Origin of the sequence: Microbacterium sp. CPCC 204701 (assembly GCF_004010105.1) — a bacterium.
Lineage (GTDB): Bacteria > Actinomycetota > Actinomycetes > Actinomycetales > Microbacteriaceae > Microbacterium.
The window spans coordinates 1-17,618 of the sequence record NZ_RRYE01000028.1 but is presented as its reverse complement, the minus strand read 5'-3'; the positions used below and the strand labels follow the sequence as shown (position 1 = coordinate 17,618).

The window sequence follows — 17,618 nt, the reverse complement described above, 5'->3', positions numbered from 1 at the left end:
CGCCGACAGCAGGTTCGACACGTGCTGCGACCCCGACAGCGGCGGGCGCTCGCTCTCGATGCCGCCGACGATCGACGCCCCCTGCCAGGCGCTGAGATAGAACACCACGCTCAGCGCCACGATGACCCCCGCGACGATGAGCGGCGCCAGGGGCGGCCGTTTCGTGCGGAGCCCGAGCAGGAGCGCGATGAGGACGCCGAAGACGGCGTACACGGCAGCGTCCGCGCGCGCTCCGCCACCCAGGACGGCGCCGAGCGCGGCCAGCCCGAGCAGGATCCACCGGCGACGACCTTCGGCGGCGAGGGCGGCGTACAGCGTGATCCAAACCGTCGCGGCCGACAGCAGCGCCCAGGAGGAGGGGTTCGTCGAACCGTAGACGAACATGCCCAAGGGCACCGCCGTCGCGGCGACCGAGATCACGAGCGCGGGCCGGAGCCGGCGGGGGAGTGCGAAGAAGACACCGGTGAGAAGCCCCACGGCGACGGCGCTGTTGAAGAGCTTCATCGCCATGACCGACGCGGCGACGTTCGGGCTGGCGAAGATCGACAGGGTGCCGTAGAACAACGGCGGGTAGAGACGGTCCACGTTCGCCCGCGCGACCTTCGACATGCCGTCCGCCTCGCCGTTCCAGCACTCGGCGCTCTCGCCGTTGTGGTAGGCGTAGCAAGTCGCGGTCGTGATCGTCGTCGGGACGTAGCGCTGAACCGCGTCGTCGTCGCGGTTCTCGCAGAGGCCGTCGCGATCACCCAGACCGCACCAGATCGAGGCCAGGTGGAAGTCGTCGTCGGGCGACGCGCCGACCGGCGAGCTCACCGACCACGCTCCGAGTGACACGAACGCAAGAATCGGAATCAGAACCGCGAAGACGAGTTTCCAGCGAGGCGATCGAGAGCTGCGTGTCACCCGAGCATCGTACCCGCCGGGGGTGTGAGGCCCGTTGCCACAGTCCTCACCGGCTATTGTTCAGGGGGCGCTTCGCCCGGGTACGACTCGCGCCGCAGAAGGAGAAGTGGGATGACGGCATCCGTGCGACCGCGCCGACGACAGATCATCCTCGGGCTCTATCTCGCCATGCTGGTCGCTGCGTGCGTGTGGCCCCTGTTCGGAGGGTCGCTGCTCCTCCTCGTCGGAGTCGTCCTCGCGCCGCCACTCGTCCTGCTGCGATCGCGGATGTCGCTCAGCGCGAGTCTCGCGCTCCTGTTCGTCGCCTTCGCCTGGGCTGTCCTGGTCGTCATGGTGATCGCGCGCTACACGGGGGTTCCCGTTTTCGCGATGGTGGTGGCGATCGGGGTGTTGTCGGGCGCATTGTGCGCCGTCCGGCTCTATCGGCAGGAATCCGCCTTCACCCGGATCGACGGAGCCGACCTCGGCTTCGCAGCGTTCGGCGGGCTGGTGTGGTGCGCCGTGCTCGTCGCGGCGGCCGTCCTGCCGGGAGGCACCCCGCTCGCGTGGTCGATGTCGGGTGATGCGGCCAACAACGTGCTCTTCGCGCGGGAGCTCCTCCAGGACGGCGGGGTGAGCATCGGGGGCGGACAGAATCCCGTTCCGCTGACCGCCGCCCTGATCGCGTTCTTCACCCTGCCGGCCACGATGGCCGGCGCCCCCTCGGCGGGTGCCCAGATCGTCGCTCTCGCCGAGATGTGGTCGTTCGGCATCGTCGCGGCCTGCGTCCTCTGCGGCGCGCTCGGCCTCGCGATCGCTCGTGGACGATCCACGATGACCCTGATCGCATCCGCCATCACGTCGGCGCTGCCGCTCACGTGGATCATGCTGTCCGGCCCCGTCACGCTCGGCTTCGTCAACTTCCACCTGACGATCGCGCTCCTCGCGGCGTCGCTTGTCACCCTGGTGCATTCGGGCCGCGCGGTACTGACGTCGCTCGTGACACAATCGCTCGCGATCGCCCTCACGCTCGCGCTGTGGGCACCTCTCGCGGGGATCCCGGGTGTCGCCCTGCTGATCCTGCTCGTCGTGCAGCGCAAGGCGGTGTTCGGACTGCGGCGCAGCCGGCTCCTCGTGGCGCTCGCGGCGATCGCGCAGCCGCTGCTGGTGTTCGCCCTGCTGTCGCTGCCTGCGCTCATCGACCACGGCGGCGCGCTCGAGGAGGCGCTGGGCGCCGTGTTCGAGTTCAAGAAGATCATCGTGGTGTTCGCATTCCTGCTGGCGGTGGCGTTCGGCATCCTGCACGCGCGTGCGACGAAGTCCCTCGACCTCGTGTGGGTGCTCACGGCGGTCGTCGGCGGCGGTGGTCTCTGCCTGGGCGTGCTGCTCTGGCTGCGCCGAAACCAGGAGACCCTGTGGAGCTACTACCAGTTGAAGTTCCTCTGGTTCCTGCTGGCCGTGCTGCTGATCGTCGGCGTCGCGGCCGGGCTCACCTTCGCGGCGGCCATCTCGAAGCGCAGCGCGTGGTCTGCGCTTGCCTTCCTCGCGGTGCTCACCACGCTCGTGGGAGTCGATGAGAGCGCGAGGGCGACCGTGCCGACCTTCAGCAATGATCCCCAGGTGGTGAAGAGCCCGCTCGTGCGCGTCCTGTCGGGCGACTTCTGGTCGATGGGCGAAGACGACAGGGTCTTCGACCGCGTCGTGGAGCTGATGGATTCCCCGGAGCGGACCATTCTGTGGGAGTCGGGCGACGCAGACGAGGATTGGATCATGTTCTGGGTGGTGCAGCTGTCTTCGACGGGCGTGGACGACGTCGAGCTGCGCAAGTACGCCTACTACCACGACGGCCAGTCGATGGAGGACCTGTGCGACGTCCGTCGGAGGATCGGCGCGCCGGTCACCGTCATCACCGCCGATGAGACCATCGTCGAGCGCGTGAACGACGCTTGCTCCGACCTCGGACCTGTGGTGTTCGCACCCTGAGTCGTCGCGGAACGACAGCGCACGGTTGATAGGATGGCCGCACCATGCCTGAGCACTCGGAGCGCACGCTCATCATCGTGCCCGCATGGAACGAATCGAAGAACGTCGGCAACACCGTTCGCGAGATTCTCGATCAGTTCGCGCAGTACGACGTCGTCGTGATCGATGACGGATCGACCGATGACACCGCGCAGGTCGCCCGCGACGCCGGGGCGCGCGTGCTGGTCCTGCCGTTCAATATGGGCGTCGGCGGCGCGATGCGCACCGGCTTCACCTTCGCTCAGCGCGAGGGCTACACCCAGGCCATCCAGGTCGACGCGGACGGGCAGCACAATCCCCGCGACATCCCCCTGGTCCTCGCGGGGCTCGAAGAGGCGGACATCTCGATCGGCGCCCGCTTCGCCGACGTCGGCGACTATCAGGCGAAAGGGCCGCGTCGGTGGGCGATGGTGTTCCTCGCGAGCGTCATCTCCCGGGTGGCCAAGACTCGCCTGACGGACGTCACGAGCGGCTTCCGGGCCGCCAACCGCCGAGCCATCGATCAGTACGTCCGCTACTACCCGGCCGAGTACCTCGGAGATACCGTCGACTCGCTGGTGAGCGCCATCCACTCCGGGCTGTCGGTGACGCAGGTGCCGGTGGCCATGCGGGCTCGCGTGCACGGAAAGCCCAGCCAGAACTTCTTCGGCTCGACGATCTACCTGCTGCGGTCGGTCTTCGCGCTGTCCCTCGCCTTGATGCGGGGCCGCCGCCTGCCCACGGAGGTGCGCGCTTGATCGTCGCTGCCGGCATCGCACTGGCCCTGCTGGTGCTCGCACTGATCATCTCGCTCCTGCTGCGCCGTCAGCTGCGCGAGAAGTATGCCATCCTGTGGCTGCTCATCGGGGTCGTCATCCTGGTCCTCGCGATCTTCCCCGGCCTGCTCCTGGGGCTCTCGAACGCGCTGGGCGTGGCCGTCCCGTCCAATCTCATCTTCGCCCTCGCGCTGGTCCTGCTGATCGGCGTGACCCTTCACCTGTCCTGGGAGCTGTCACAGGCGGAGGACGAGGTCCGCAGAGTCGCCGAGGACGTGGCGATCCTGCGCGCCGAGGTGGATGACATCCGTCGCGCGGCCGGCCTCGGGCCTGCCTCGGAGGGCACCTGGCCTTCGCGCGCGGGCGGCGTCGAGCCGAAGGATGCCGACGGTTCTGCGGACGATGAAGGCTGAGAGCGCGGCGACCGGGCTTCGCAGCATTCTGATCGCCACTGCGGTGGCAGGCCTCCTCGGCTACGGCATACAGCTGCTGGCTCCGGCCCTCCTGCCCGATGGACAGGCGTACGTCACGTTCTCGATGTACTGGTCCACGCTGTACCTCTGCGTCGCGGCTCTCTCGGGCGTACAGCAGGAGGTCACCCGCGCCGCGCACCCGTCCACCGCATCCGCTACCGCTCCGACCATCCGCTCGTTCGCTCTGATCATCATCGCCGTCGTGCTGGCCGCCGTCACCGCCGTGGCCGTGTCAGCCGGCCCTGTGGTCTTCCGCGGCCCGACGGTGGCCCTGGCGGTGGCTCTCGGAGCAGGCCTCGTAGGCTACGTGCTGATCGCCGTGCTCGGCGGGGTGCTCTACGGTCTGCACCTGTGGAACGCGGTCGCCGCGCTCACCATCATCGACGTCGGTATCCGTGCGGTGCTGGTGCTGACGGCGTTCCTCGCCGGATGGTCACCGGAGGCCGTGGCGTTCGCGGTCTCGCTGCCGTTCGGCCTCGCGTTCCTCCTCGTCTGGTTGTGGACGCGGCGTCGTGTCGTCGGCGCCTTCCGCCTCGACGTCCGGCTCGGACGCCTGCTCGCGAACGCTGCGGGGACGGTCACCGCCGCGGCGGCGATGGGCGTCATGATGAACGGGATGCCGCTGCTGCTCGGGGTCGCTGCGGGCGACGCCGACGAGGTCGTCCTGGCAGGGCTCATCCTCACGATCACCCTGACGCGGGCGCCGCTGGTCGTCCCTCTCCTGGCGCTGCAGAGCTTCCTGATCTCGCTGTTCCGCGGGGCCGGACGTGCCGTCACGAGACGCGTCCTCTCCGCCCTTGCTCTGGCCGCGGTCGCGGTCGCTCTGCTGGCCGGAGCCGCGTGGCTGATCGGTCCGTGGGTGATCCAGTCGATCTCACGCGGGCAGTACGAGATCACACCGGCGATGATGGCCACGATCACGGCGAGTGCAGGGCTGGTCGGCATGATGTGCGTCACCGGACCCGCCCTGGTGGGCCGGAATCGTCACGTCCCGTACACGGCCGGCTGGGTCATCGCGGCCGTCCTCACCGTCCTTGCGCTGGCTGCGCCGCTGCCCTTCGACGCCCGGCTCACTCTCGCGCTGCTCGCGCCGCCCGCGATCGGCCTTCTCGTCCACGTCGTCGCCGTGTGGCGGCATCCCGAGGTCGATCCCGCTCCGCTGACCGCCGGGGGCGGCTCGGGTCGCTAGAGACCACTCCGCCTGGAGGAAGGATCGCAGTCCAAGGTGCGGCGTCGCGCGGCGGTGACGATCGCAATGCAGGCGCTCGATGTGATCCGCCAAGATCTGAGTCGGGTCAGCTCGGTGAGGCGTCCGCAGTCCTGGCCGGTCACGTCGGTGACGCGCGCGCGTCTCCTTGCCGCCACGCCGGTCCGCTCGAAGGCTGAAAGGCGAAGCAGCGCGTGGATGTGCCCGCGCGTCAGCGCGCCGCGAGCGCGCGTTCGAAGATCTCCAGCGTTTCGCGTGCCGTCCGCTCCCATGTGAACAGACGCTCCTGTGCGTAGCCGGCCGCGGTCATCTGAGCCTGCAGGTCGGCGTCGCCGACGACCTCGTCGATGACCTCCGCGAACGCGGCGACATCCGTGGGCGGGAAGAAGCGCGCAGCGCCGCCGCCGACGTACCGATGGACATCGATGTCGCTCAGCAGCACCGGGACCCCCGCGCTCATCGCCTCCAGGGTCGGGAGTGAGAAGCCTTCGGCCAGTGACGGGATCGCCAGCGCTGTGGCGGTCGAATACAGGTGGGCTACGTCGGCATCGCTCACCCAGCCGCGCAGCTCCACCCACCGGCCGACGCCGAGCTCGTCGATCAGCGGCTCGAGCGGGTCGACGCCTCGCCCGCCGGTGATCACGACCCGCGGGCGTCGCTCGGGAGGCAGCAGCGCGACCGCTCTCGGTAGGGCGTCCCAGTTCTTGTGCGGCCGTCGGTTGCCCATGGCGATGACGAGCGGGCCTTCGGAGTTGGCGAGGGAACGGTCCACCCCCTCGGGGTGTCCACCGGCGAGAGGAACGACGTGGACGCTCGAGGCGTCCACGGTGAGGTACCTGTGGATCGCGGACTCGGACCCGGGGCTGTCGGTGATGATCTGAGTCGCGTTGCGAGCTACCTGACGCTCCATCCACTTCACCGGCTCGGTGTACAACGGCGTCGACATGTACTCGGGGTGGCTCCAGTAGAGCATGTCGTGGATCGTCACGACCGTCGGCATCGTCGATCGCCGCGGACCGAGCGTCGCGGGGGAATGGATCAGATCGACGTCGAGCTTGCGGGCGTGGCGCGCCACGGCGAACAGTTCGCCGTACGCCCACGCGAAGCGGTTCTCGCCGCTGATACCGGAATCGATGGCCTCGCCGGGGAACCAGGAGCGATCGAGCTGGAATCCTTCGCGGCTGAAGTAGCCGATGAACTCCCACGAGGGCGCGAGTTCGCCGAGCTTACGGTACAGCTCGCGTGCATACACCTCCATGCCGCCCTTGGTGCCCGAGTACGAGAGGAGGTCGACGAGCACGCGCGGCATGGATCGAGTCTACCAATCGGGCACTTGCGGCCTCCGCGCCGCCCGGCGTCACGTGGAGTCGGGTGCAGCTGCGGATGCGGGTGCGGCCGCCGCGGCGGGCGTCCGGGACCGTCGTGTGGCGCGCATCACGGGGCGCTCGATGAGCAGCCAGCTGGCGGCGGCGAAGGCGATCGTGACCAGGATGTTGACTCCCATGAACGCCCACACCCCGGCGGCGCCGACGCCGAGCAGCATGAGCAGCTGAGCGGTCGGCCACGCATAGATGTAGAACCCGTAGGAGATGTCGTGCCTGGCGATCAGCCGTGGCTGCGGGACCACGGTGCTCAGCCACAGCAGGCCGTAAGCCAGCAGCGGCGCGGCGAGCTGGCCGCCGATGCCGGGGACGAGGAAGATCGGGATGAGCGCGCCCACGAGGCACCCGACGCCGACCGGTGTGCGCATGCCCCAACGATCGAAGACCACGTACGCGACGACTCCGCCGAGAAAGAACGGCAGCAGCTTGAACAGGAGCGCGAAGTCGCCATCGAGGCCGAGGCGTCCCCAGAAGCCCATCGTCGCGTGCACGCCGACCGACAGCACCCACAGCAGGACGGGGAACCAGACCGTCCGTCGGAAGATCGCCAGGAAGCCCAGCGTCCAGACGATGATGTAGCAGAAGAACTCATAGTAGAGCGTCCACAGCGAGCCGTTCCACGCGCCCGCGTACGGGACGGTCTGCAGCGTCCACGAAATGGTGTACGAGTCGACGTGCAGGCCGATGTTCCCCCAGACGTACTGCAGTGGGGTGACGGGCGTCGACCAGAATTGGGCAAGATCGCCTCGCTCCAGGAGCGCGGCGATCGGGGCGAACACAAAGGCCGTGACGACGAGAACGACGAGGAACGCCGGATAGATGCGCGCGATGCGGTGCACCAGGAACTCACCGGTGGAGTGACGAAACCGGCTACCCGTGATGAGGAACCCGCTCAGCACGAAGAACCCCGCGACCGCCCAACCGCCGAGGTTCTCGCCGTACAGCATCGGCCCGGTGCCGTTTCCCGTGATGTAGAACGCGTGGGCGATCAGCACCAGCGCCGCCAGGATCAGACGGAAGAGGTTGAGGCTGTTGCGGCTGTGCGGGAACGCGCGGCTCGAGGTCGGAGCGGTGACCATTACTTCAGAAGGCTCCGTTCGGCCATCTCCCTGAGCGAGCGCTCATAGCCGCTCTCTTCGACGGGCTCCTCGAGCACCCACTGGACGAACCGGTTGACGCCGGTGCGGAAGTCCGTCTGCGGACGGTAGCCGAGCACGTCGTACAGAACGGAGGTGTCGGCCACGTTGTGACGGATGTCGCCCAGACGGTAATTCCCGGTCACCGTGGTGGGAACCTCGGTGCCGAACGCCGCGAACAGCGATGAGACCACCTCCTTGACGGTGGTGGCCACGCCGCTGCCGACGTTGATGGTGTGACCGGCGGCGCCGGGCAGCGTGGATGCGAGGAACGTGGACTCCACGACATCGTCGATGTAGACGAAGTCGCGGCTCTCCAGACCGTCCTCGAAGATGTTGATGTCCTTGCCCTGGCGGATGAGCGTGGAGAAGATCGACAGGATGCCCGTGTAGGGGTTCTTGAGGGACTGGCCGGGTCCGTACACGTTCTGGTAGCGCAGCGCGACCGGCTCGATGCCGATCGTCGGTGCGACTGTCATGACGAGAGACTCCTGCATCTGCTTCGTGATGCCATACACCGATGACGGGTGCAGTTTGGCGTCCTCATCGGTCGGCACCATCTCGATCGGACCTTCGCCTGGCATGTGCACGTCGAAGTCGCCGGCGGCCATGTCGGCATCCGCGCGGTGCGGTGGGTAGACGATGCGACCGTCCTCGGTGCGGTAAGCGCCTTCTCCGTAGATCGAGCGGGACGACGCGATCACCAGGCGCGTGACGGAGTGCGTCTCGTTCGTGAGCAGGTCCAGAAGCTTCGCGGTGCCGCCGACGTTCGCCTCGACGTAGCGATCGATTTCGTACATCGACTGACCGGTGCCTGTTTCGGCCGCGAGATGCACCACGATTCCCGCCCCCTCCACGGCCGCGCGCAGATCGTCCGTGGAGGTGACGGTCCCTTCGATCACTGTCGCCACACCGTCGAGCGAACGAAGCAGCGGCGAGGTGCGGCGCGGGTCTTCGCCGTGCACCTGGGGGATCAGCGAATCCAGCACCGCCACCGTGTGGCCTGCGTCGACGAAGCGTCGCGCGAGGCGTGTGCCGATGAAGCCGGCGCCACCGGTGATGAGCACGTGCTCGGGCATACGGAAACTCCAGGAAGGGGGCGCGATCGTTCCGAACGCGGCCCGTGCGTTAGATGGCGAAGATGTGCGCCAGCGTAGATTGTAGCCCGGCAGGCGTTCCGTGCCTGATCACGCCTGGGAGCTCGGCCACGCCATGAAGGCGAGACATGATCCGCAGTCGAGCACTGGTCGCCGTCCTGCGCCAGCCCTTGGAGGAAGCGAGCGCTCGGGCCTGTGCGAAGTACGAGCGCTCGTCCCGGAATCGCCGGCCATCGAGCAGCGTCTTCTGCGACGCGCTCGCACCGTGCCGTCGATATGAGAAAGCAAGCGCGGGGTTGTAGGCGAGGCATCCGCCGTCGAACGCGATATCCATCAGCAACGCCAAGTCTTGGATGATCGGCAGCCCCTCACGGAAGTCGATCCGTCGCATGGTCTCGGTGCGGAAGGTCAGTGATGGCCAGTACAGCCAGTCGCCCTTGATCAGGCTTGTCGCCATGGCTTCGGCACGCAGCACAGCGACCCCCTGCCCGCCACGCGGGGCCAGGAGCCCGGTCTTCACCCGATCGACGAGCGGGCGTATCACAGTGCCGTGTTCGTCTATCACCTGGACGCCCGGCTGCACCACGTCGGCGTCGGGGACGGCGGCGATCGTCGCTCGGATGACATCCAGATAGTTGGGATGCAGGAGATCGTCGCAGCCGAGGATGGTGATGTGCTCGCCGGTCGCGCGCCGGATCGCCTCGCGGTAGTTCTCGGTGATCCCGAGATTCACCTCGTTGCGCACATACACGACGCGGTCGTCGGCGAGAGCAGCGAACCACTCTGCGACGTCCTCGTCGGGATAGCAGTCGTCGAGGACGAGAAGCCTCCAATCCGGATCGCGCTGGGCGCGGACGGATTCGACGGTCAAGTAGAGGAGAGCGGGGTCTCCCCAGAACGGAACGAAGATCTCGTGTGTCATGGCGCGACGAGCCTATGAGATGAGGCTGGGAGTCCGGCCCCGCGATTCCCATGCACGCTGGGCGTCAGCGTAGACTTCGACTTCGACGTCGGCGGCGAGCGGCCGCCGACCGCGCAGCCCCCGACGCCGGGGAGGCAGCGCCCGACGCCAGGGAGAGAGTGTTCGCCGTATGGATCTGCTCGTCGTCGGGTCTGGCTTCTTCGGCCTCACGATCGCGGAGCGAGCCGCGGCATCCGGTCGCAAAGTCGTCGTGATCGACCGCCGATCCCACATCGGCGGCAACGCCTACAGCGAGGATGAGCCCACCACCGGCATCGAGGTCCACCGGTACGGGGCTCACCTCTTCCACACCTCGAATCCCAGGGTGTGGGAATACGTCAACCGCTTCACGACATTCACGAACTATGTCCACCGCGTGTATACGAACCGCAAGGGCGTGGTGTACCCGCTGCCGATCAACCTGGGCACCATCAATCAGTTCTTCCAAGCTGCCTACTCACCTGACGAGGCGCGCGCGCTCGTGCACGAGCAGGCACGCGAACTCGACTCGAAGGATGCCGCCAACCTCGAGGAGAAGGGCATCGCGCTGATCGGGCGCCCGCTGTACGAGGCGTTCATCCGCGACTACACCGCGAAGCAATGGCAGACGGATCCCAAGGATCTGCCGGCCGAGGTCATCAGCCGACTGCCCGTCCGCTACAACTACGACAATCGCTACTTCGACGACACGTGGGAAGGGCTGCCGACCGACGGGTACACCGCGTGGCTGGAGCGCATGGCTGATCACGACAACATCGAGGTCAAGCTCGAGACGGACTTCTTCGACCAATCCCAGCCACTCAACAAGAAGGCGACGGTCGGACAGCTGCCGATCGTCTACACCGGACCCGTCGACCGGTACTTCGATTTCGTCGAAGGTGCGCTGTCGTGGCGCACGCTCGACTTCCAGCAGGACGTCCTCGAGGTCGGCGACTTCCAGGGCACCCCGGTCATGAACTACGCGGACGCCGATGTGCCGTACACGCGAATCCATGAGTTCAAGCATTTCCATCCTGAACGGGCCGATCGGTATCCGTCCGACAAGACCGTGATCATGCGCGAGTTCTCCCGGTTCGCATCCATAGGCGACGAGCCGTATTACCCGGTCAACACGCCGGAGGACCGGATCGGATTGCTTGCCTACCGTGAGCTCGCCGCAGACGAGCCGGACGTCCTGTTCGGCGGGCGCCTCGGCACCTACCAATACCTCGACATGCACATGGCGATCGGTTCGGCGCTGTCGGTGTGGAAGAACCGACTCGGGTAGGCGCGCAACCCTGTGGGGGCGGGTGATCCTGGGTGGCACGAACGATCTTGCACTCGGCGTTCCGACGGAGACGATCCTGGCCGAGACCCGGCGCACCGCAGACGCGGTGGGCGCTCCGTCGGTGGCACTTGCCGCCATCGCGCCGGCGGATGGTTTCGCCGAGCAGGTCGTCGCCCTCAACGCGGGGATGGAGGAGTTCGCCGACGACCAGGGCTGGACCTTCGTGGACCCGTGGCGGACAGTCGGATCACCTGACGGAGCGTGAGCACCCGTCTACCGCACGGACGGCGTGCACACCTCGATCGAGGGGTATGCCGAGGCGGCCTCTGAGATCGCGCGGCAGCTGTCGGCTGCTCGGCGTGAGTGACCGCGGGTGACGGAGTGTCACGCTCGCGCCGCCTAGAATCGACTGCGTGAGCACTGCCGCCGTCGGCGCCCCCGGATCGCCCCGGCGCTATCTCCACGCACTGTGGCTGCTGTCCGCCCGCGACCTCAAGGTTCGGTACTCGACGAGCGCACTCGGATACCTGTGGTCGATCCTCGATCCGCTCGTGATGAGCGCGATCTACTGGTTCGTCTTCACGCAGGTGTTCCAGCGCTCTGTCGGGCATGCCCCGTACATCGTGTTCCTCATCACCGCGCTGCTGCCGTGGGTGTGGTTCAACGCGGCCGTCTCGGACTTCACGCGAGCGTTCAGCAAGGACGCGCGTCTCGTGCGCTCCACGGCGATTCCGCGCACCATCTGGGTGAACAGGATCGTGCTGTCGAAGGGAATCGAATTCCTCTGCTCACTCCCCGTGCTCGCTCTGTTCATCGTGATCTCGCAGTTCAGTGAGACGCCCGCGCAACTCAATTGGGGTCTGCTCTGGTTCCCGGTCGCCGTCGTCCTCCAGACGGTGCTCCTGGTAGGTCTGGGCCTGCTTGTCGGACCGCTGTGCGTCATCTGGACCGATCTCGAGCGCACGACCAAGCTGATCCTCAGAGCCCTGTTCTACGCGTCGCCCGTGATCTACGGCGTCGAGGACCTGCCTGGCGCCTTCGAGACCCTCGCGGCGTTCAATCCGCTCTCGGGCATCTTCGCCCTCTACCGTGTGGGGTTCTTTCCCCAGGAGTGGGATCCATGGGTGATCGGTGTGGGCGCTGTCATGTCGTTCGTGTTCCTCGCGCTCGGGATATTCACCTTCCGGCGGCTCGAGCGACCCATGCTGAAGGAGCTGTGATGGCGGCATCCGATCTCGCGATCGAGGTGAAGGATCTCGGCGTGCGCTTCCGGCGCAATCGTCGGGGCCGTCGAAGCATCAAGGACCTCTTCGCGGACTCGTCCCGACGCTCCAAGCCTGGCGAGTTCTGGGCGCTGCGCGACGTCGGCTTCGACGTCAAGCCGGGGGAATCGATCGGCGTGGTCGGACGCAACGGCCAGGGCAAGTCGACGCTGCTGAAGCTCGTGGCGGGCGTGCTGCTTCCCGACGAGGGCACGGTGACGGTGCACGGCGGAGTCGCTCCTCTGATCGAGATCACCGGGGGCTTCGTCGGCGATCTCACGGTGCGCGAGAACGTGCGGCTCACATCCGGATTGCATGGGATGTCGAAGGCCGAGGTCTCTCGTCGGTTCGACGGCATCATCGACTTCGCCGAGCTCGGTGAGTTCATCGACACGCCCTACAAGCACCTCAGCAACGGCATGAAGGTGCGCCTGGCCTTCTCCGTCGTATCTCAGCTGGAGGAGCCGATCCTGCTCGTCGACGAGGTCCTCGCCGTGGGCGATAAGGCCTTCCGGGAGAAGTGCTACCGCCGCATCGACGAGCTTCTGGCCGACGGGAGGACGCTCTTCTTCGTGTCGCACAACGAACGTGATCTGAGGCGCTTCTGCACGCGCGGCCTGTATCTCGACAAGCATCACCTGGCGATGGACGCCGCGATCGATGACGTGCTCGAGCGTTACAACGCCGACTATCCCGCGGGCGCCTGACCAGTCACCCCTGGGCCGCCGAAGCCTCCAGAGGCGGCATCGGCTGCCACGAGGCATCCTTCGCGATCTTCCGGCCGTCGCGCAGGCCGCGGAACAGGTTCGAGGTGCCGCGGACGGTGCGCTCGACGAAGACGAGCCGGATGAGCTCTTTGCCGAATGTGAGCGCAGTGCCGAGCCCGAACAGGACCGGGTTGTATACCCCGAGCGCGCGATAGTACTTCTTGATGTAAGCGCGGTTGCGCATGATGTAGTACCGGTAGGCGTTGCTCGAGGCGTTCATGTGGCGCACGCCCATGTCCCACTGCTTGATCTCGCGCGTACGGCGCAGCACGAAGTCCTCGACGACGACCGACGTGGTCCTGCGTGAGGCCAGCCAGCCGTAGACCTGGTCGTCCCAATAGATGAAGAAGCGCGGGTCGGGAAGGCCGATCTGCTGCACGATGTCGCGGTGGATGAACATGCCCTCGAAGCATCCGGAGTTCATCGGCTTGTAGCCGGACTCGTCGAACGCCGCGGGTGCGAAGGGGATCGGGATGCCCATCCGCTCGGCGATGCGATACTGCCAGTAGAAGGCGCTGCCGTCGTAGTCGTAGCGGCGGCCTTGGATGCTCTTGAACCGCGGCGTCCACTTGCCCATGCGGGTGAGGCCGTCCGGCAGCACCTCGACATCGTCGTCCATGAGCCAGATCCACTCCGAGCCGAGCTCGTACGCGACCCGCATGCCCTCGCTGAAGCCGCCCGATCCACCCGTGTTCGTGTCCATGCGGCGGTAGACGACGGTCGCGTCGCCGAGCCGCTCGCGGTACGACTCGACAACGTCGGCGGTGTCGTCGGTCGAGGCGTTGTCGACGATCACGACGTGGCCGGGCTTGGGGTCCATGGCGGCGATGCTGCCGAGGAGGCGCGTGAGCAGTCCCGAGCGGTTGTAGGTGACGATGGCGATCGTGGCGGTCGCCGGGTCGAACTGCGCGGCGGTCGGGACGTATGTCACGGGGCGGATCTCCGGGGACGGGGCGACGGGCGCCGAGGCGTCGGGCCGGAGAGAAGCCTACCGTGCCGATCCTTCGCCGCCCTGAGCGTGGGGGAGGCCCTCGTCACCGGCATCCGTGTCGGTCCCGAGGCGCTCGCGCCACGAGCGGGACTGCCCGGCACGCACGGCGCACAGCACGAGCATCATCCAGGCGAGGCCGGTGAGGGTGAAGCTCTCGAACATCGAGTCGATCAGCAGCGCGACGAGCATGAGCGGCGTCCACGCGTAGACGACCGAGCGCCGCTCGCTGGCGACCAGCCACGATCGCCCGAGCGCGAGGCCGCCAAGGCCCACGAACAGCACGAGACCGACCCACCCAAGCTGGAGCAGCACGTCGAAGAAGGCGTTGAGCCCCGAGGCGTGCGCCGCGTCGAGCCAGTAGTTGAGCGCGTTGAACGGGTACTCCGCGGGATCCCAGGGCCCGTACCAGCCCCACCCGTGCACCGGACGGAAGCGCGTCAGGTCGACCATGAAGTTCCACAGGTCGACGCGCATCGAGAAGTCGCTGCCGGCGCCGAGAAGCGCGATGATCGGATGCCGCGCCACATAGCCGACGAACACTCCGACGACGACGAGGGCGCCGAGGGTCCACTGCAGGGCTCCGCGCCGCTCTGGCCGCGTGTGGCGAACGAGCACCAGCGCCGCGACGGCGAGTCCGACGCCGACGGCCAGCACCAGCACGGTGGGGGAGTCGCTGAGCGCAGCGAGCCCGCCGGCCAGCACGACGGAGGCGACCGACAGCCCCGGACGCACGGACTGCGTGCGGTACTCGATGAGGAATGTGATGACGGCCAGTACCGCGACGAGCCCCAGCATGTTGCGCGTGCCGAAGATGCCCTGCACCGGTCCGAGTTGCGCGAGGTTGCCCTGCACGCCGAGGAAGGTGAACGGGAGGTCGAGCAGCACGCCCGAGAGCACCTCGACGGCGAGCGACGTCGCCAGCAGCACGCGCAGCACGTCTCCGAGCGCGCGCACCGTCTGCAGCGTGTCGCGGATGTGGCCGATGACGACCGCGAGGAATGCGATGCCGGCCATCGACACCCAGCTCCACCACGACGTGCTGGGCTCCTGGCTCCAGAAGATGCTCGCGAACGCCCACGCCACGAAGGCGAGCACCGTGGTCGGCAGCAGGCGCAGCGGCGAGATCTCCTGCCTGCGCGCGATGAGCACGGCCCCGCCGAACACGCACAGTCCGGTGACGATCGTGACGTAGGTCACATGCCCGGCGATCCGCTCGATCGCGAACCCGGCGAACACGACCGCCAGCACTGCGAGCGTGAGGGCGCGGGCGAAGGATGCCGAGACCAGCAGCGTGCTCAGCCGTCCCGGCTGCGTCGGGCCCGAAGGGTGCCGCTGACCGGTCACGCGTCCTGCTTCGTCGGCTCATGCCGCTCGACGGCGTCGCCTCGTTCGATCGCGGCGCTCTGTTCGGCGGGACCCACTCCGACATGCGGCGACTGTTTGATCTTGGCGCCGAGCATGACGACGAACAGCCAGCCCCACAGCAGCAGCGGCGTGGACTCGGCGAAGCCCTGCACGATCACGATCGCGCCGACGAGGGTCGGCAGGAGCGTCACGGGAGAGTACGGGCGGTCGGCGCGCAGGTCCCACCGCGGGCGGTCGACGGCGAAGAACCAGGATCGCCACACGAAGGCGAGGTACATGACACCGAGGAGAACGACGCCGATGATGCCGAGCTGCATCGCGACGTCGATCCACATGTTGTGGGCTTGCAGCACGGTCTGGCCGTGGTCGATGATCCAGCGGTCGAACGCGGGGTCCCACGGCGCCCACGGCGTCGCGTATCCCCAGCCGACCCACGGCCGTTCGGATGCGCGGACGAGGACCTTCTCCCAGATGCCTTCGCGCCCGGTGAGGTCGGCGCTGCGTCCGAGCGCGCTGAAGATCGTGTCGCGCAGCAGCCACAGCGTGAGGAGTCCTCCGATGCCGACGACCGCGTAGGCGACGTAGTACTTGGTGCGCTCGCCGGGCCTGGTGGCGTGCCGCATCAGCAGCGCGGTCGCGAGCACGACGAGCACGGCCACCGCGGCGAGATACGAGGTCGCCGACGACGCGCGCACGAAGAGGAACGCCGAGAGCACCATCCACGCGATGAGCAGCCCCTGTCGAGGAGCGCCCGAGGCGAACCGGATCGCGAACACCACGATGGCCAGCAGCGCGACCGGCGCGAGCAGATTGGCGTTGCCCATGATGCCCTGGATGCGCTCCGGGAAGTCGAACAGGTTGTTGCGCGACCAGTACTCGATCGGGTCGTCGGCCTTCTCCACGACGAGGCCGGGCAGGATCGGCGCGCCGATGAACACCGACACCCACAGCTCGAACAGGATCGACAGCGCCAAGACCCACTTGAGCGCCGACGCGACGGCACGCACGAGCTCCCGCCAGGTCAGGACGCTGCCGATGAACACGGCCTGCAGCGTGGTGATCCAGAGCAGAAGGAGTGTGAGCGCGCTGGTGTCGGGCCACGCCGACCAGGCGAGCGAGAGCGTCGCCCATGCGACGTAGCCGACGACGAACCACGGCAGGCGTCGCCACTGCAGCGGCGGCCGCACCACGAACCACAGGACCAACGACAGCACGCCGCCCGCGATCGTGATCATGCCCGCGACCGCCGCGCCGAACGCGTGCACCCACGCGACGCCCGAAAGCGACATGAAGAGCACGAAGATGCACCAGCCGCGCAGCAGAAGGTGGCCGGTCTTCTCGCGGACCGGGGGGCTCGGCGGCGCCGACGCCGGGTGCTTCGAGTGGACGGCCATCGCCTCTCAGGGTACCCCGCGCGTTCCTCGTGCCCGTGGCCGCGCGCCAGCAGTTCGGAGAGGTCTCGTTAGGCTGGGCTGATGCTGATCCCGCTCGCCAATAACCCCCGCGACTACGCGTGGGGATCGACCTCGCTTCTCGCTGACCTCGAGGGCCGCGCGCCGTCGGGACGCCCCGAGGCCGAGGTGTGGTTCGGAGATCACCCGGGTGACCCCTCGAAGACGCCCGACGGGCGCACGCTCGACCGCTGGATCGCCGAGGACGGCCCGGGCGCCGGGCTGGACGGCGCCCTGCCTTACCTGCTGAAGCTGCTGGCCGCGGCATCCGCCCTCTCGATCCAGGCTCACCCGTCGAAGGCACAGGCCGAGGCGGGCTTCGCGCGCGAGGACGCCGCGGGCATCGCGCGCGACGCCGCCGATCGCACCTACCGCGACGCGAATCACAAGCCTGAGCTCATCGTCGCGCTCAGCAACACGTTCCGCGCGCTCGCAGGCCTGCGCGACCTCGACGACACGCGCCGCCTCGTCGCCGCGCTGGGCCCCGGTGCCGCACCGCTCGCCGAGAAGCTGGCGGCGCCGGATGCCTCGCCCGCAGGCGTCATCGGATGGCTGCTGGCCGATGGAGCGGACGCCGCGCGAGACGTCGTCGCGGCGGCC

The 17,618-nt window shown here is 67.8% G+C and carries 17 protein-coding genes; 9 read left to right on the top strand and 8 right to left on the bottom strand.

Annotated elements, in window-relative coordinates; genetic code table 11:
• Nucleotides 1-834: DUF2142 domain-containing protein (locus EIO58_RS04070; protein WP_127818409.1), on the bottom strand; the 834-nt coding region annotated here is incomplete at its 3' end.
• Between the two features lie 180 nt (nucleotides 835-1,014).
• Between EIO58_RS04070 and EIO58_RS04065 the strand changes: the two genes are divergently transcribed.
• Genes EIO58_RS04065 through EIO58_RS04050 form a run of 4 tightly spaced genes read left to right on the top strand, consistent with a single transcriptional unit; the run spans nucleotide 1,015 to nucleotide 5,321 of the window.
• The gene (locus EIO58_RS04065; RefSeq protein WP_127818408.1) at nucleotides 1,015-2,865 is read left to right on the top strand and encodes a hypothetical protein; all 1,851 of its coding nucleotides are present in this window, start codon (nucleotides 1,015-1,017) and stop codon (nucleotides 2,863-2,865) included.
• 44 nt (nucleotides 2,866-2,909) lie between these two features.
• Nucleotides 2,910-3,641 (top strand): glycosyltransferase family 2 protein, encoded by a 732-nt coding sequence (locus EIO58_RS04060; protein WP_127818407.1) that lies wholly within the window; start codon nucleotides 2,910-2,912, stop codon nucleotides 3,639-3,641.
• Nucleotides 3,638-4,072, top strand: a complete 435-nt coding sequence (locus EIO58_RS04055) for a DUF2304 domain-containing protein (RefSeq protein WP_127818406.1) — start codon at nucleotides 3,638-3,640, stop codon at nucleotides 4,070-4,072. Before EIO58_RS04060 ends, EIO58_RS04055 begins: the two co-directional genes overlap by 4 nt.
• Nucleotides 4,041-5,321: a hypothetical protein gene (locus EIO58_RS04050; RefSeq protein ID WP_205789124.1), complete on the top strand. Its 1,281-nt coding sequence runs from the start codon at nucleotides 4,041-4,043 to the stop codon at nucleotides 5,319-5,321. Before EIO58_RS04055 ends, EIO58_RS04050 begins: the two co-directional genes overlap by 32 nt.
• 229 nt (nucleotides 5,322-5,550) lie before the next feature.
• Here EIO58_RS04050 and EIO58_RS04045 read toward each other — a convergent pair whose 3' ends face one another.
• Genes EIO58_RS04045 through EIO58_RS04030 form a run of 4 tightly spaced genes read right to left on the bottom strand, consistent with a single transcriptional unit; the run spans nucleotide 5,551 to nucleotide 9,876 of the window.
• The gene (locus EIO58_RS04045) at nucleotides 5,551-6,648 is read right to left on the bottom strand and encodes a glycosyltransferase family 4 protein (RefSeq protein ID WP_127818404.1); all 1,098 of its coding nucleotides are present in this window, start codon (nucleotides 6,646-6,648) and stop codon (nucleotides 5,551-5,553) included.
• A 48-nt stretch (nucleotides 6,649-6,696) separates the two neighbouring features.
• Entirely contained in the window at nucleotides 6,697-7,800 is a 1,104-nt protein-coding gene (locus EIO58_RS04040; protein ID WP_127818403.1) for an acyltransferase family protein, read from the bottom strand.
• Nucleotides 7,800-8,936 (bottom strand): NAD-dependent epimerase/dehydratase family protein, encoded by a 1,137-nt coding sequence (locus EIO58_RS04035; RefSeq protein ID WP_127818402.1) that lies wholly within the window; start codon nucleotides 8,934-8,936, stop codon nucleotides 7,800-7,802. The genes EIO58_RS04040 and EIO58_RS04035 overlap by 1 nt, the downstream gene beginning before the upstream one ends.
• Before the next feature lie 49 nt (nucleotides 8,937-8,985).
• The gene (locus EIO58_RS04030) at nucleotides 8,986-9,876 is read right to left on the bottom strand and encodes a glycosyltransferase (protein ID WP_127818401.1); all 891 of its coding nucleotides are present in this window, start codon (nucleotides 9,874-9,876) and stop codon (nucleotides 8,986-8,988) included.
• Between the two features lie 169 nt (nucleotides 9,877-10,045).
• Here EIO58_RS04030 and glf point away from each other — a divergent pair, with 169 nt between their 5' ends.
• From glf to EIO58_RS04010, 4 genes are all read left to right on the top strand, one after another.
• Complete coding sequence (gene glf, locus EIO58_RS04025) at nucleotides 10,046-11,182, top strand: UDP-galactopyranose mutase (protein WP_127818400.1); 1,137 nt, start codon at nucleotides 10,046-10,048, stop codon at nucleotides 11,180-11,182.
• A gap of 22 nt (nucleotides 11,183-11,204) precedes the next feature.
• Nucleotides 11,205-11,447 carry a hypothetical protein gene (locus tag EIO58_RS04020; RefSeq protein WP_127818399.1) on the top strand — a complete coding sequence of 81 codons (243 nt, stop codon included), beginning with the start codon at nucleotides 11,205-11,207 and terminating at the stop codon, nucleotides 11,445-11,447.
• A gap of 148 nt (nucleotides 11,448-11,595) precedes the next feature.
• Nucleotides 11,596-12,402 (top strand): ABC transporter permease, encoded by an 807-nt coding sequence (locus EIO58_RS04015; RefSeq protein ID WP_127818398.1) that lies wholly within the window; start codon nucleotides 11,596-11,598, stop codon nucleotides 12,400-12,402.
• Nucleotides 12,402-13,151 carry an ABC transporter ATP-binding protein gene (locus EIO58_RS04010; RefSeq protein ID WP_127818397.1) on the top strand — a complete coding sequence of 250 codons (750 nt, stop codon included), beginning with the start codon at nucleotides 12,402-12,404 and terminating at the stop codon, nucleotides 13,149-13,151. The genes EIO58_RS04015 and EIO58_RS04010 overlap by 1 nt, the downstream gene beginning before the upstream one ends.
• A gap of 4 nt (nucleotides 13,152-13,155) precedes the next feature.
• Here the strand turns inward: EIO58_RS04010 and EIO58_RS04005 are convergent, their stop codons facing one another.
• Genes EIO58_RS04005 through EIO58_RS03995 form a run of 3 tightly spaced genes read right to left on the bottom strand, consistent with a single transcriptional unit; the run spans nucleotide 13,156 to nucleotide 16,961 of the window.
• On the bottom strand, nucleotides 13,156-14,142 hold the full coding sequence (locus tag EIO58_RS04005) for a glycosyltransferase family 2 protein (RefSeq protein ID WP_127818396.1): 987 nt from the start codon (nucleotides 14,140-14,142) through the stop codon (nucleotides 13,156-13,158).
• Between the two features lie 57 nt (nucleotides 14,143-14,199).
• Nucleotides 14,200-15,546: an O-antigen ligase family protein gene (locus EIO58_RS04000; RefSeq protein WP_127818395.1), complete on the bottom strand. Its 1,347-nt coding sequence runs from the start codon at nucleotides 15,544-15,546 to the stop codon at nucleotides 14,200-14,202.
• Nucleotides 15,543-16,961 carry an O-antigen ligase family protein gene (locus EIO58_RS03995; RefSeq protein WP_127818394.1) on the bottom strand — a complete coding sequence of 473 codons (1,419 nt, stop codon included), beginning with the start codon at nucleotides 16,959-16,961 and terminating at the stop codon, nucleotides 15,543-15,545. The genes EIO58_RS04000 and EIO58_RS03995 overlap by 4 nt, the downstream gene beginning before the upstream one ends.
• Nucleotides 16,962-17,042: 81 nt before the next feature.
• Here EIO58_RS03995 and EIO58_RS03990 point away from each other — a divergent pair.
• Nucleotides 17,043-17,618, top strand: a 576-nt coding sequence (locus EIO58_RS03990) for a type I phosphomannose isomerase catalytic subunit (RefSeq protein WP_342447965.1), incomplete at its 3' end; no start/stop codon positions are given.

Excerpts from the sequence above, each read along its gene's own strand:
- glf (WP_127818400.1), top strand. The coding sequence starts at position 10,046 with ATGGATCTGCTCGTCGTCGGGTCTGGCTTCTTCGGCCTCACGATCGCG.
- EIO58_RS04035 (WP_127818402.1), bottom strand. The coding sequence starts at position 8,936 with ATGCCCGAGCACGTGCTCATCACCGGTGGCGCCGGCTTCATCGGCACA.
- EIO58_RS04050 (WP_205789124.1), top strand. The coding sequence starts at position 4,041 with ATGCCGACGGTTCTGCGGACGATGAAGGCTGAGAGCGCGGCGACCGGG.
- EIO58_RS04040 (WP_127818403.1), bottom strand. The coding sequence starts at position 7,800 with ATGGTCACCGCTCCGACCTCGAGCCGCGCGTTCCCGCACAGCCGCAAC.
- EIO58_RS04045 (WP_127818404.1), bottom strand. The coding sequence starts at position 6,648 with ATGCCGCGCGTGCTCGTCGACCTCCTCTCGTACTCGGGCACCAAGGGC.
- EIO58_RS04065 (WP_127818408.1), top strand. The coding sequence starts at position 1,015 with ATGACGGCATCCGTGCGACCGCGCCGACGACAGATCATCCTCGGGCTC.
- EIO58_RS04060 (WP_127818407.1), top strand. The coding sequence starts at position 2,910 with ATGCCTGAGCACTCGGAGCGCACGCTCATCATCGTGCCCGCATGGAAC.
- EIO58_RS03995 (WP_127818394.1), bottom strand. The coding sequence starts at position 16,961 with ATGGCCGTCCACTCGAAGCACCCGGCGTCGGCGCCGCCGAGCCCCCCG.
- EIO58_RS04030 (WP_127818401.1), bottom strand. The coding sequence starts at position 9,876 with ATGACACACGAGATCTTCGTTCCGTTCTGGGGAGACCCCGCTCTCCTC.
- EIO58_RS04010 (WP_127818397.1), top strand. The coding sequence starts at position 12,402 with ATGGCGGCATCCGATCTCGCGATCGAGGTGAAGGATCTCGGCGTGCGC.